A 13258-nucleotide genomic window follows, 5' to 3' on the forward strand; every position below is an offset into this window, starting at 1 on the left:
CCTAGCTTTCCTTACTTTCTTCTTTTCTGTCTGCGCAGGATGAGCCACAGCCGCAGCAGTCTCCGTCGCATCCTTCTACTTTCTTATTGGCTGCATTCTTGATATTCAGTCCGTTCAGGATCGCAATCAGTGTACCAAGTACGATAAAGGCTCCCGGTGCTCTTACGAAGATCGCAATCGGCTGATAAGCAGATGGCATTACCTGGAAACCAAAGATGGTTCCTGCACCGATCAGCTCACGGAATAAAGCAATCAGAGTCAGGGCAATGGTAAATCCAAGCCCCATACCAATACCGTCGCAGGCTGCCAGAATCGGAGTGGCTTTGGAAGCATACGCTTCGGCACGTCCCAGAATGATACAGTTTACTACGATCAGCGGAATATACAATCCCAGTGACTCATACAAGGATGGAATAAATGCCTGAAGAAGCAGCTGTACTACCGTTACCAGCGTTGCAATAACAACAATATATGCCGGAATTCTTACTTTATCCGGGATCACATTTCTCAATGCTGAAATCAACAAGTTGGACAGGATCAGAACTGCCATGGTAGACAATCCCATTCCCAGACCGTTCTTTACTGACGTGGTAACCGCCAGTGTCGGACACATACCCAGTACGAGGATAAATGTCGGATTTTCTTTAATGATACCGTTTAAAATTCGCTCTTTATATGAATTCATCACTCGCACCTCCTTTACTCTGCGGCACTGCCAATTAAGTACAGTGCTGCATTCATTGCATTTGTTACAGCGGTGGAAGTAATGGTAGCACCACTGAGTGCCTGTATATCATTGTCTCCGGAAGCTCCGTCTTTTACAAGATTAAAGGAACCTTCTTTGCCAATAAACTGATCCATAAACTCTGGATTCTGTGCGTTCATACCAAGACCTGCCGTTTCATTGATGGTCAGGAATTCCATTCCGGTTACTTTCTTGTCTTCAGAAACACCAACGGTAATGGTAATGTCTCCGCCAAATCCATCTTTGGATGTTACGTTTACAACATAACCTGCTGCATTTCCGGATGCATCTACACCCTGATATACGCTTTCAAATACGATGTTGCCATAAGTACCATTGGAAATATCACTGTCAGAAGTCATCAGTTCCTCTGCTTTTGTCTCCAGATCATCAGATTCCTGGAAATCTGCCGCGTCCGGACAAACAGATACATAAGCTGCAATTGCTGCTGCTTCTTCTGCCTTCTGGATCGGTCCCTTTGTCATCTCATAAGCTGCTCCAAGAGCAAGACCTGCAACCAGGGTAATTACCAGAAGAGAAATAGCAGGCTTGTATGTCTTAATAGAAACACCTGATCCTTCTTTATTCATTGCATTACTCTCGTAACCGAATGCAGTCGGCATAGTGACTCTCTCAATCAGTGGAACCAGGAGGTTACTGATGATGATTGCATAGGATACTCCTTCTGCGGAAGCACCATATGTACGGAAAATACCGGTCAGTACACCAAGCAGGACTGCGTATAATACTTTTCCTTTTTCTGTTATCGGGCTGGTCACATAGTCAGTTGCCATAAAGATTGCTCCAAGAAGAAGACCACCGGAACAGATCTCAGATGCCACGAATACAGGTGAAAAGCCATGACCGCCAAAAATGAACTCAAATACTGCAAAAGATACTACATACAGTACCGGAATCTCCCAGGTAATGACCTTTCTGATCAGCAGATAAGCACCACCGATTAACAGTGCCAGTGCAGATACTTCTCCGATGGTTCCGTGGGTAAAGCCAAGGAAGGCATTCATCAGACTGGTGCTGCCTTCTGAGGAAAGTTCTACCAGCGGTGTCGCACCTGACACACCATCTACTGTGAAATCACTCATAAGCGAGGTAAAGGAAATCAGCAGGAAACATCTTGCTCCCAGTGCCGGGTTCATGAAGTTCTGGCCAATTCCGCCGAAAAACTGTTTTACAAAAATAATAGCAAAGATACTGCCAAGCGCCGGAACCCATAACGGGATCTCAGGTGGCATGTTCATACCGATCAGAAGACCTGTCACCAGAGCACTTCCATCTGTAATGGTTACCTTCTGGCCTGTAATTTTCTGAAATGCATATTCTGATACAATTGCTACTGCTACGGAAACAAGCAATACCAGAAGTGCATGGATTCCAAAATGATATACTCCAAATGCGGATGCCGGAATCAGAGCAAGCGCCACATCTAACATAATACTTCTTGTCGTCTCTCCACTGCGGACATGCGGTGAGGAAGACACATTAAAAAAACCGTTCACAATTCTTCCTCCTATTTCTTCTTTCTTCTTTCCGCCGCTACAGCCTGACGCATCTGCTTAAATGCCTGTGTCAGAGGGCGCTTGGCCGGGCAGATAAATGTGCAGCATCCGCATTCACAGCATTCCATACCATTCAGGGCAGTAAAACGTTCCATGTCATAATGCTGTGCTGCTTCCATCAGCTTCTGTGGAATAACATGAGACGGACAGACCTGAGCGCATTTGCCACAACGGATACATGCACTTTCTTCATACTTCTCTACTTCATCTTCCATGAAACAGGTCAGTGCAGATGAGGTCTTCATAACCGGAACATCAATGGTTGATAATGCCATTCCCATCATAGGACCACCAGAGATCACTTTCTTCACTCCGTCCTTTAATCCACCGGATGCCTCCACAAGTTCCGCATAGGAAGTTCCGATCTTCACATTGTAGTTACCCGGCTGATTGACACCATTTCCTGTCACAGTAAAGATTCTGCGCATCAATGGTGTGGTCTCACAGACAGCCATATGGATTGCAATTACCGTATCCACATTATCTACAATACATCCTGCGTCTGCCGGAAGCTTGGTGGAATTGATCTTTCTTCCTGTCACCGCATAAATCAGGTTACGTTCTGCACCTTGTGGATACTTGGTCTGCAATGTACGTACTTCGATGCGGTCCTCATTCTTCACCAGTTCTTCCAGATTCTTAATTCCGGTTGGCTTGTTCGCTTCTACTGCAATGACACCTTTGGCATTGTCAAAAAGCTGAAGCATAACCTTCAGACCGCTGACGATATGCTGTGGACATTCCAGCATCATACGGTAGTCACTGGTCAGGTACGGTTCGCACTCTGCACCGTTTACAATAATGTAATCAATGGCATCCGGATCCTTCGGCATCAGCTTGACATGTGTCGGAAATCCTGCACCTCCCAAACCTACGATACCGGCAGCCTTTACTGCATCAATAATCTCGGTCTTGGACATCTTGGTGTAATCACGGTACTGTCCCATACCTTCCACAGGGGTGTAGTTTCCGTCGTTCTCCACAATAATAGACGGTACTTTTGCACCTGATACTGTCAGTCTCGGCTCAATGGCCTTTACTTTTCCCGAAACAGAACTTACAATATTCGCTGATACGAATCCACCTGCTTCCGCTATCGTCTGGCCCATAAGAACTGTATCGTTCTTTTTGACAATTGGCTTAGATGGGGCACCGATACCCTGTGAAAGCGGATATACCAGTTCTCCCTTCGGGAGATAAGTCTGAACCGGACAGTCTTTTGTGAGCTTCTTGCCATCATCTGGATGGACACCGCCCTTGAATGTTGGTAGTTTCATGCTTTCCATTCTCCTTATCTTTTTAGCTGTTTAAAAGCTCTCTGGTAATATAATAATCTCTTTTGTCGTCGTTTTCAACAATTTATTTTTTGTGACTGGTTAATTTTTTGTCATATATTGATACCTTTTTGTCAACTTTTGATGATTCTGCTTCGAATCTGTCCCCCAATTATACCGATAATCCCGCCAGTTATGCACCCTGCGGTCAACAACACCGGCATATACGTAAATACCGCTCCATTTTCCAAAATGACAGATGCCATCAATAATTGTCCTACATTATGTGCAATCCCACCGGCTATACTGACCCCTGTCGGCACCAGAAACTCCTTTTTCTGGCAAATCCACATGACCAGAAAGCTTAAAATTCCTCCTGCCATACTGTACAGAAAAGCAGATCCATTTCCAAATGTGATACTGACCAGAATAATTCTTACCATAGAAATCAGAAATGCTTCTCCTGCGCTCATAGAATACAGTGCAAAAAATACTACCAGATTGGCAAGTCCCGGTTTGACTCCCGGTATACCAACCGGCAAAGGAATCAGAACTTCTATATAACTTAGTATCATGGCAAGTGCCACCAGCACTCCATACAGTGCAGCTTTCTGTGCTGGAGTTTTTTTCTTTTTCATGTATTTGCTCCTTTTTACAATTTATTATACAAAACAGCGTGGTCATTTTGACCACGCTGCAATCGTAACATAATTTTTACTATAGGGCAACTCTGCTGCTTTTATCCCTGCTCTGCTTTCCGTCTCGGATAGCGCTTCGGGACATCCGTTCTCTCCAACAGATAATCCACACTTACATTATGAAAATCTGCAATCTGTACTAAAATGTCCAGTGGCATCATACTGTCCGCATTTTCATATCTGCTGTACGTGCGCTGATTGATATTCAGCTTCTCCGCCATCTGCGTCTGATTCATGTCTTTATCTTCCCGCAGATTCCTTATTCTTTGGTACTTTCTCATATGACTGCCTCCTGTACCAATTATAGAGCAGTCATATTTTCGCCCATGTTTTTAGTCATATATCGACTATTTCTCTTTTTTCCCAGCCGTATCTTTTCTTTGCATTTATAGATACAAAATCCATGCTCTTCGCGGGGCAGTGAATTCTGAATCGTTACTTCTATTCTTACTCAATGCCTGTTACAGACCTAATCTCACCGCTGATCTCCTGCACAGCTTCTGACGGTATATAGTCTTTACTTCCATATAAGTAGGAATGAAGCTGTCTGACATTTTCTGCCAGATCTACTGCCACCACGCAGTCACTGTTGTTGATATCCATTGTCTTCTTATCAAATGGAAATCCCACAGTCTCATCCATGGTATATTTTCCAATTCCTGTTACCAGCTTTGCCATATCTGTAATAGATAAGCTGGTGGAAACCATTGGCAGAATCGTGTCGATCATTTCATTTAACTGAATAAGATCGCAATCCTGCGCTTTCTTCATCACCTGTTCCAGCACGGTTCGCTGTCGCTCTGTTCTCTCATAGTCCAGACCGATATATCGGATACGGCTGTACGCCAGTGCCTGCATACCATTCAAATGCTGCATTCCTGGTCCCGGTACATCCTCACATTCCTGTTCCAGGACTTCTCTTTCTTCCACAAGATATCCGTTCAACCAGACTACTTCCCCTTCTGACAGGGTAATGTCTACACCTCCGAACATATCTACCAGTTCCACCAGTGCCTGAAAATTCACCGTCACATAGTCTGTAATGTTCAGATCCAGGTTCTTATTCAGCATACTGATAGACTGCTGTGCCCCGCCGATGGAATATACTTCTGTACACTTACGATATTCACCGTCTGTGGTATCCAGATAGGTATCTCTGTATACAGATGCCAGATGTACTTCTTTTGTTTCATTATTAATACTGCAAACCATAATGGTATCACTGTTCGCCCCTGATTCCAGCGCACCTATACGTGAATCTACCCCAAACAATGCCAGTGTTGTATAATTCTTCATCCGATTCCATTCATCTTCCGGTATATCTGTATTTACCACAAGTTGATCTTCCTGTATGGTTGTCTTCGTAATCTGCGTGTATTTGTATGCAAGAAACAATACAAGTGCCAGTATCGTCAGCACCAGTATCTCAAACAGGAACTTGATCCAGCGCAATCTTTTTTTCTTTCTTTTCTTCTTTTTGCTCATATGCACCCTTTCCCATATAATGAACTGATGGTAAAATACCTGCGTCAGACGCAGGTACATAATATTATCAGTATAGCATATCTGCTTTATTTCCTCAATAAACACTTGCATTTTTCAAATTATCAGTTACAATACACTATGAGACTTATTGGATAGTTATTATAGGTTAAGGAGAATTTTATGATCAGTGCAAATAATGTGACACTGCGTATTGGTAAAAAAGCATTATTCGAAGATGTGAATATCAAATTTACCGAAGGCAACTGTTATGGTCTGATCGGTGCCAACGGTGCCGGCAAGTCCACATTTTTAAAAATTCTGTCCGGCGAACTGGACACTACCAACGGTGATATTGTGATTACACCGGGACAGCGTCTTTCCGTTCTGGAACAGAACCATTTCAAATATGATGAATATCCGGTTCTGGATACTGTCATTATGGGGAACCAGAGACTGTATGATATCATGAAAGAAAAAGAAGCCATCTATGCCAAACCGGATTTTTCCGATGAGGACGGAATCCGTGCCAGCGAACTGGAAGGCGAATTTGCAGAGATGAACGGATGGGAAGCTGAATCTGATGCGGCCCAGCTCTTAAATGGTCTGGGGATTGATACAGAACTTCATTACTCTATCATGAAAGACTTAAGCGGTAGTGAAAAAGTCAAGGTTCTGCTGGCCAGAGCCCTGTTCGGTAATCCTGATATTCTGCTTCTGGACGAGCCGACCAACCACCTGGATCTGGCTGCTATCGAATGGCTGGAAGAATTCCTGATTAACTTTAACAATACCGTTATCGTGGTATCCCATGACCGTTACTTCCTGAATAAGGTATGTACCCATACCGCTGATATCGACTATGGCAAGATTCAGCTCTACGCCGGCAACTACGACTTCTGGTATGAGTCCAGTCAGCTGATGATTAAACAGATGAAAGAAGCCAACAAGAAGAAGGAAGAAAAGATCAAGGAACTGCAGGAATTTATTTCCCGATTCAGTGCCAATGCTTCCAAATCCAAACAGGCTACTTCCAGAAAACGTGCGCTGGAGAAAATCGAGCTGGATACGATCAAGCCATCCAGCCGTAAATACCCATATATTGATTTCCGTCCAAACCGTGAGATCGGTAATGAGGTTCTTGCTGTGGAAGGACTGACAAAGACAATTGATGGTGTAAAAGTTCTGGATAACCTGACCTTTACTGTTGGCCATGATGACAAGATCGCTCTGGTAGGTGGTAATGAGCTTGCCAAGACCGTTCTTCTTCAGATCCTGTCCGGTGAGATGGAACCGGATTCAGGAAGCTACAAATGGGGTGTTACTACAAGCCAGTCCTACTTCCCGAAGGATTACACCAAAGAATTCGATAATGATCTGATCATTGTAGACTGGCTGACCCAGTATTCTGAGATCAAAGATGCTACTTATGTACGTGGTTTCCTGGGACGTATGCTCTTCGCCGGCGATGACGGTGTGAAAAAGGTGAAAGTACTCTCCGGTGGTGAAAAGGTACGCTGCCTCCTCTCCAAGATGATGATCAGCGGCGCAAACGTCCTGCTCTTTGATGAGCCTACCAACCACCTGGATATGGAATCCATCACCGCATTAAACAACGGTATGATCAAGTTCCCTGGTGTGATTATCTTCACATCTCGTGACCACCAGATCGTTCAGACCACTGCCAACCGTATCATGGAGATCCTGCCAAACGGTTCCATGATCGACAAGATCACCACTTACGATGAATATCTGGCAAGTGATGAAATGGCAAGAAAACGTCAGGTATATACAGCCGATACTTCTGAAGATGATAACTAAGATTTTTTGATACATCTAAAAGCAAAAAATGAGATCTTCCTCTATAGGATGGATCTCATTTTTTGTGTTCTTTGTACTTCTGTTCTACTGTGCCAGTGTTGCGAAACGATACATCGGTTCACCTTTGTCGTTGGTAGTCACATTGGAAATGCTTGGGTTAATCAGGCAGATGTATACCTGAGTTACAACCGGAATTACATAAAAGTTTTCACTTACCAGAATGTTCTGTGCTTCGTGCAGATACTGGTTACGTTCTGCCTGATCATCTGTTGCATTGGAATTGGCAATTGCTTCATCAAATGCTGCATCAGCCACTCCATTGTAATTAGACGTGGAATCACTGGTATACAGGTTCAGGAAGTTAATCGGATCATTGTAATCTGCAGTCCAGCTGTGACGGATCAGCTCATAATTACCATCTTTCTTATCCTGTGCATACACTTCGTCTTCTTCTCCCACCAGTTCAATGTTAATGTTCAGAACAGATTTTAACTGTGCCTGAATTGCCTGTGCCATCAGAGAATCTTTTTCGCTGTTCGGATATTTGTAAGTCAGTGTCGGGAATCCATCTCCGTTCGGATAACCGGCTTCTGCCAGAAGTTCCTGTGCTTTCTCTGCATTTTCTTCAAACAGAGGATCCTGTTCATCTTTGAAATACTGGTCACTGCTGTTAGAGAGCATATATTCTGCCACATAGTTTACAGACGGAATATAGTCAGAGCCGATTACATCACAAATCTGCTGACGGGACAGTGCAAGGGCAATAGCTTCTCTTACCTGCTCATTGTCAAGCGGTGCCACACTTAAGTTCGGAAGCATGAATTTGGATGTCAGCATGGTCCAGATAAAGAGTCCATCTTCTTCTGTATACTGATCTTTCACATAATCCGGAAGACCGGTTACCACATCTACTTCTCCTGTCTGGTATGCGGAAAGAAGCGCTGTCTGGTCACTGATAAACTGAACATTAATCTTATCCAGACTTACTTTATCTGCCTGATAGTAGTACGGATTCTTTACTACCGTATAGCCCACGCCATCTGTATAAGATTCCAGTGTAAATGCACCGTTTCCGAGGGATGTTGCAGGATCCTGCCACCACACCTCATTCTCATTGGTTGCCGCTCCTTCTTTGGATGGATAAAATACTGGCATGGACATCATTTTCAGGAAATAACTGCATGGTGCATCCAGTGTAATTTCCAGTGTCTGGTCATCCACAGCCACCGCTTTCACAGCTTCCAGAGTGCCTTCTCCACTGTTATATTCTTCCGCTCCACTGATATTAAACAGCATATTCGCGTAAATCGCATTGCCGTTATTCGGATCCAGGGCACGGTCGATAGTATTCACAAAATCAGCTGCTGTTACATCGGATCCGTCACTCCACTGGTTTTCTCTTAAGTGGAAGGTCCATACCAGTCCGTCATCACTGGTATCCACACTTTCTGCTGATTCATAAATCAGATTGCCTTCACTGTCATAACTTACCAGTCCGTCTGTACAGAGCTTTGCATATTCTGTCCACATATCCAGGGCAAATCCTGCCGGATCCAGTCCGCCTGTGGAAGATACCGTCGCAATAGTGATCTCACCGCCCTGTGTGCTTTCTGCATCTGCCGCCAAAGTCCCTGCCGGCATGGTGCATACCATAGACGCTGCTGTGATGATACTGATCAGTCTTTTTTTCATATTTTTTCTCCTTTATTTTCTCCCTCTTAAGGGTATTCTACTCATATAGTGTACAGGCTACCTGTTCCTCTCCTACTGTCTTTAATTCTGGCATCTGCCCCTTGCACTTTTCTGTACAATACTTACACCTGGTAGAAAATGGACAGCCTTTTGGTACATGAATCGGGCTTGGCACTTCTCCTTCCAGAATAATTCTTTTTCCAAGCCCTGTGTAATCCGGATCTGCTACTGGAATGGAAGAAATCAGTGCCTTCGTATACGGATGCTTCGGGTTCTGATATACTTCGGCCGCCGGTCCGATTTCAACCAAATGTCCCAGATACATCACACCGATATTATGACTGATATGCCGAACTGCATTCAGATCATGGGCAACCACAATATAGGATATCTTCCTCTCATCCTGAATTTTTTCCAACAAATTGATAATCTGCGCCTGAATCGATACATCCAGTGCAGAAAACGGTTCATCACAGACGATAAACTCCGGATTCAGTGCCAGGGTTCTGGCAATCCCGATTCTCTGGCGCTGACCGCCTGAAAATTCATGTGGATAACGACGAATATGGTCCGGCTTTAATCCGACTGTCTCCATCAGCTGCTGCACCCGCTCCATGCGCTCTTTTGGATCATACATCTGATAGATCTCCATTGGCTCTGCGATCGTCTCACCTACGGTAAAACGAGGGTTCAGACTTGCATAAGGATCCTGGAAAATCATCTGCATTTTCTGTCGGTATGGATGCATCTGCTTTTCATTCAATTTGGTAATATCTGTTCCATTAAAATAAATGTGCCCACTGTCAGGCTGATGCACCTTCAGCACAGTCCGTCCAAGAGAGCTTTTTCCGCAGCCGGACTCTCCTACAATTCCCAGTGTTTCTCCTCTTCTGATAGAAAAGCTGATATCGTTGACAGCTTTTACATATTGCTTTTTTTCAAAGAGTTTTCCTTTCACCGGAAAAAACTTTTTCAGATGTTCTACTCTGATAACCGGTTCACTCATGCCTCTTTCTGCCTCTCTCTTTCCTGTGCTTCTACCAGTTCCTGCGCCTTATCCTTGCAGTACAGCCAGCAGCTGCAGCTATGTTCTTCACTGAATATTGTCTCACATGGCTTATAGTCTTTGCAAATCTTCATTGCCTTGTTACACCGGCTGCAAAAAGCACATCCTGTATTCAAATTCAGGAGATTCGGCGGTGTTCCGGGAATATAATGAAGAGGTACTCTCTCCTCCTCTATCTTTCCAATACTATCCAGAAGTCCCCTGGTATATGGATGCTTTGTCTCCTTGAAGATCTCTCTTACTGTTCCCCGTTCTACAATCTCTCCGCCATACATAATGATAATTTTGTCGCATAACTCTGCCACTACTCCAAGATCATGGGTAATGACAATCGCACTGGCTCCCATTCCTTTTACTGACTGTTCGATCAGGCTTAAAATCTGTGCCTGCACTGTTACATCCAGTGCGGTAGTCGGTTCATCCGCGATCAGCAGTTTGGGATCACAGGCCAGTGCCGCTGCTATGATAATACGCTGCCGCATTCCACCGGAAAATTCATACGGATATTGCTTCATACGTTTCTCCGGATTAGAAATTCCTACCTGTTCCAGAAGTTTGACAGCCTGTTTCCAGGCTTCTTCTTTGGAACACTTTTTATGTCTCCGAATGCCTTCCGTCATCTGTACCCCGATCTTCAATACCGGATTCAGATAAGTCATTGGATCCTGAAACACCATACCGATCTCTTTTCCACGGATCCCCATCATCATCTTTTCGTGTTCTTTTTTTTCCTGTTTTGTAGATAGATGTGCAGTCGATAACTCATTTCCTTCAAATCGAATACTTCCGCTTTTTACCACTGCATTTTCCGCCAGCAGATTCATCACCGACAACATACTGACAGACTTTCCTGAACCGGATTCCCCAACAATTCCAAGAATCTCACGTGTATTTAGCTGAAAATTCACGTTGCGAACTGCATGAATTATTCCCTGTCTGGTGGAAAAGTCCACCGTCAGATCTTCTATTTTCAGTAATTCTCTGTGTAAATTATCCATTAACGTCTTCCTTTCGGGTTCAGTGCCTCTTCCAGGCCGTCCCCTATAAAGTTCAGTGCAAAAATTACCACGCAGATCACCGCTACCGGATATACCATCTGCATCGGATATTTTGCCAGCAACATCTTCGCATCCTGTGCCAGTGTTCCAAGACTGGCTGCCGGTGCGGAAATACCGATTCCGATAAAACTCAAAAAAGCTTCATTAAAGATTGCCTGTGGAACCATCAAAGTTGCCGTTACAATGATTGGTCCCATGGCATTTACCACCAGATGGCGAAACAGAATCCTCTTTTTGGATGCTCCCATCACGAATGCTGCCACCGCAAATTCCCGTTCTTTCAATGTAATGACTTCACTGCGGACAATGCGCGCCATATTTACCCAGCCATTTACACAGATACCTATCATGACACTATATACATTAGAGCCAAGAATCAGCATAATCAGAATAATATAGATCATGGCAGGAACGGAGTAGATCACATCTACGATTCTCATCATGACCATGTCCACTTTACCGCCGATGTATCCTGCGATTCCTCCATAAATAATGCCGATTACCACATTCACTGCCGTTGCCACAAATCCAATCATCAGACTGATACGTGCTCCGTACAGTACTCGGGTGAATTCATCTCTTCCCATCTGATCTGTTCCAAACCAGTGTGCCAGAGACGCACCCTGATTGGAAATCATAGTGTCCATTCCATCATAAGGATATGGCGAAATCCATGGGCCAATGACTGCTATGACAACAATAATTCCCAACAGAATCAGGCCCGCCAGCGCCCTTTTATTACTACAAAACCGTTCCCACACATCTTTTGCAAAAGATTTACTCTCCATGGCTATGTATTCTTCATTTTTTTCACTGGCAGGAAGCGGTTCAAAATACTCTTCCGGTTTTAACATACTTACAGACCTCACTTTTCCAGCTTAATACGGGGATCTACCAGTGCACAGATAATATCTGAAATCAGGTTACAGAGCACCAGAATAATTCCAAGAAATATGGTAAGTCCCATAATTACTGTATAATCTCGATTGCTGACGGAATTGACAAACTCCCGTCCGATTCCCGGTATGGTGAAGATGTTCTCTACTACAAAACTACCGGTAAGAAGAAATGCCACCATCGGTCCGGATATGGTAATAACCGGAATCATGGCATTTTTCAGAATATGCACAAAAGAAATACGCACTTTACTGATTCCTTTGGCTCTTGCCATAATCACGTAATCCTGATGCATGGCTTCGGAATAACTGCTTTTAACCAGCTTGGATATCTGAGCAAGTGGATACACAGTCATGGCTGTTACCGGCAAGATATAATGCTTCCAGCTTCCTAAGCCTACTACCGGGAACCATTTCAGCGTAACCCCACAGACCAGCATCAGCAAAAGTGCCAGCACATAGTTGGGAATGCTGATTCCAAGAACAGTGAGAAACATCAGACTCCCACGCACTCCTTCTTTTCTGGTAACTGCCATAGCGATGCCAATGATGGTTCCAAGAATCAGGGCAATGATAAATGCAAGCATACCGATCTGTATTGTATAGGGTGCTTCCTGCATAATCAGCTGATTTACGGTTGTCCCAACTTTCTTATAGGATATTCCCAGATCTCCATGAGACAGATTCTTCAGATACATGCCAAACTGTACATGTACCGGCTGATCCAGACCATAATAGCTCATAATGCGATCCTGCACTGCCTGATTCACATTACTGATATCGAATGGATTTCCAGGCATCAGCCTGGTCAGAAAAAAAGTGACTGTAATGAGTGCGAACAGACTGACCAGTCCCATCAGAAGTCGCTTTGTAATGTATTTTGCCATTGTATACTCCCTGCCGAATGGTATCGGTTACTTTAGTTCTCAAACTCATTATATTGTAACAC

The 13258-nt window shown here is 44.1% G+C and carries 12 protein-coding genes and 1 pseudogene; 1 reads left to right on the forward strand and 12 read right to left on the reverse strand.

What is annotated here, in order from left to right; genetic code table 11:
• Window position 1 precedes the first annotated feature (1 nt).
• The 7 genes and pseudogenes from rsxE to H8716_RS10535 form a co-directional block, all read right to left on the reverse strand.
• Complete coding sequence (rsxE, locus tag H8716_RS10505) at window positions 2-685, reverse strand: electron transport complex subunit RsxE (protein ID WP_249308762.1); 684 nt, start codon at window positions 683-685, stop codon at window positions 2-4.
• 14 nt (window positions 686-699) lie between these two features.
• Window positions 700-1335, reverse strand: a complete 636-nt coding sequence (locus tag H8716_RS17875; protein WP_283243108.1) for an RnfABCDGE type electron transport complex subunit G — start codon at window positions 1333-1335, stop codon at window positions 700-702.
• A gap of 3 nt (window positions 1336-1338) precedes the next feature.
• Window positions 1339-2262 (reverse strand): annotated as a pseudogene (locus H8716_RS17880) (RnfABCDGE type electron transport complex subunit D); the annotation flags it as partial.
• 11 nt (window positions 2263-2273) lie between these two features.
• Complete coding sequence (rsxC, locus tag H8716_RS10520; protein ID WP_249308766.1) at window positions 2274-3599, reverse strand: electron transport complex subunit RsxC; 1326 nt, start codon at window positions 3597-3599, stop codon at window positions 2274-2276.
• A 131-nt stretch (window positions 3600-3730) separates the two neighbouring features.
• Window positions 3731-4234, reverse strand: a complete 504-nt coding sequence (locus tag H8716_RS10525) for a Gx transporter family protein (protein ID WP_249308768.1) — start codon at window positions 4232-4234, stop codon at window positions 3731-3733.
• A gap of 101 nt (window positions 4235-4335) precedes the next feature.
• Window positions 4336-4575: a helix-turn-helix domain-containing protein gene (locus tag H8716_RS10530; protein WP_249308774.1), complete on the reverse strand. Its 240-nt coding sequence runs from the start codon at window positions 4573-4575 to the stop codon at window positions 4336-4338.
• A 166-nt stretch (window positions 4576-4741) separates the two neighbouring features.
• Window positions 4742-5779, reverse strand: a complete 1038-nt coding sequence (locus tag H8716_RS10535) for an LCP family protein (RefSeq protein WP_249308776.1) — start codon at window positions 5777-5779, stop codon at window positions 4742-4744.
• 180 nt (window positions 5780-5959) lie between these two features.
• On the opposite strand from H8716_RS10535, the gene H8716_RS10540 reads away from it, so the two are divergent.
• Window positions 5960-7597: an ABC-F family ATP-binding cassette domain-containing protein gene (locus H8716_RS10540; protein ID WP_249308780.1), complete on the forward strand. Its 1638-nt coding sequence runs from the start codon at window positions 5960-5962 to the stop codon at window positions 7595-7597.
• A gap of 84 nt (window positions 7598-7681) precedes the next feature.
• On the opposite strand, the gene H8716_RS10545 is transcribed toward H8716_RS10540, so the two are convergent.
• Genes H8716_RS10545 through H8716_RS10565 form a run of 5 tightly spaced genes read right to left on the reverse strand, consistent with a single transcriptional unit; the run spans window position 7682 to window position 13196 of the window.
• Window positions 7682-9289: a peptide ABC transporter substrate-binding protein gene (locus H8716_RS10545; protein WP_249308781.1), complete on the reverse strand. Its 1608-nt coding sequence runs from the start codon at window positions 9287-9289 to the stop codon at window positions 7682-7684.
• Window positions 9290-9326: 37 nt separating this feature from the next.
• Window positions 9327-10295 (reverse strand): ABC transporter ATP-binding protein, encoded by a 969-nt coding sequence (locus H8716_RS10550; RefSeq protein ID WP_249308782.1) that lies wholly within the window; start codon window positions 10293-10295, stop codon window positions 9327-9329.
• A complete protein-coding gene (locus H8716_RS10555; RefSeq protein ID WP_249308784.1) occupies window positions 10292-11353 on the reverse strand; it encodes an ABC transporter ATP-binding protein in 1062 nt (353 codons plus the stop codon). The genes H8716_RS10550 and H8716_RS10555 overlap by 4 nt, the downstream gene beginning before the upstream one ends.
• Window positions 11353-12267, reverse strand: coding sequence for an ABC transporter permease (locus H8716_RS10560; RefSeq protein WP_249308786.1), 915 nt, complete (start codon window positions 12265-12267; stop codon window positions 11353-11355). Before H8716_RS10560 ends, H8716_RS10555 begins: the two co-directional genes overlap by 1 nt.
• 11 nt (window positions 12268-12278) lie before the next feature.
• Complete coding sequence (locus H8716_RS10565) at window positions 12279-13196, reverse strand: ABC transporter permease (protein ID WP_249308787.1); 918 nt, start codon at window positions 13194-13196, stop codon at window positions 12279-12281.
• Between the last annotated feature and the right edge of the window lie 62 nt (window positions 13197-13258).

This window comes from Jingyaoa shaoxingensis (genome assembly GCF_014385005.1).
Classification (GTDB): Bacteria; Bacillota; Clostridia; order Lachnospirales; family Lachnospiraceae; genus Marvinbryantia; species Marvinbryantia shaoxingensis.